Origin of the sequence: Paenibacillus qinlingensis, from assembly GCF_013204845.1 — a bacterium.
In the GTDB taxonomy this organism is placed as follows: Bacteria; Bacillota; Bacilli; order Paenibacillales; family NBRC-103111; genus Paenibacillus_E; species Paenibacillus_E qinlingensis.
Genome location: NZ_JABMKY010000053.1, coordinates 1 through 903 on the forward strand (window position 1 = coordinate 1; position 903 = coordinate 903).

Below are 903 nucleotides of genomic sequence, written 5' to 3' on the forward strand. Positions count from 1 at the left end.
TGCTCTTCTGTCAAGAAAGTGGACGTCACTAAGTTATGCAACTTGCTGGTAGTATAGCTGCTCAAATTGCTCAGGTGACATGTAACCAATTGTGCTATTCGACCTTGTCCTGTTGTAAAAGAACTCAAGATACCGATACAGCTTCTGCTGAGCTTCTTGTTTGGTCTTGAATTTTGGGTTGCTGTAGATGAATTCTCGCTTCAAAATGCTATGAAATGCCTCAATACAGGCGTTGTCATAACAGTTTCCTTTACGACTCATACTTGACGTTATACCGTAGCTTTCAAGCTGACTGCGGTACTCCTTGGAGGCATATTGAGAACCTCGGTCAGAATGGTGAATCAGGCCTACTCCAGGCTTCTTTACGCTATGAGCCTGCTTCAGTGCATCTAAGACGAGATCTGTTGTCATTCGGTCACTTAGTTTCCATCCAACAATTTGCTTCGTATAGAGGTCCAGAATGCTTGCAAGGTAGAGCTTTCCTTGACGGCATGGAATGTAAGTAATATCAGCTACCCATTTTTCATTTGGCTTTGTTGCTGCAAAATCTTGCTGAAGGAGATTGGGAGCAATCGGCTGATCGTGGTTCGAATCTGTTGTTTGAACTCTAAATTTCCGTGCCATACAAGAGCGTAGACCTTGTTCACGCATAATGAGGCCGACCGTCCGTTCCGATACACACAAGCCTTCTTTCAAAAGTTCTTTGTGTATGCGTGGGCTGCCATAGATTTCATGCTTGAGTTGAAAGTGATATTTAATACGATCTGTTATTTCTTCTTTGCGTTTGCACTGCTCAGAGACTCCAGCTGCTCGCCATTTGTAATATCCGCTCTTGGAGACCTTTAACACTTTGCACATCTTCTCCAATCGAAACTCGGAGCGGTGATCTTCAATGAACTTAAA

Annotated in this window: 1 protein-coding gene; it reads right to left on the reverse strand. The window is 43.4% G+C overall.

The features are described from left to right. Positions 1-33 precede the first annotated feature (33 nt). Positions 34-903, reverse strand: an 870-nt coding sequence (locus HQN88_RS37200; protein ID WP_173121633.1) for an IS3 family transposase, incomplete at its 5' end; no start/stop codon positions are given.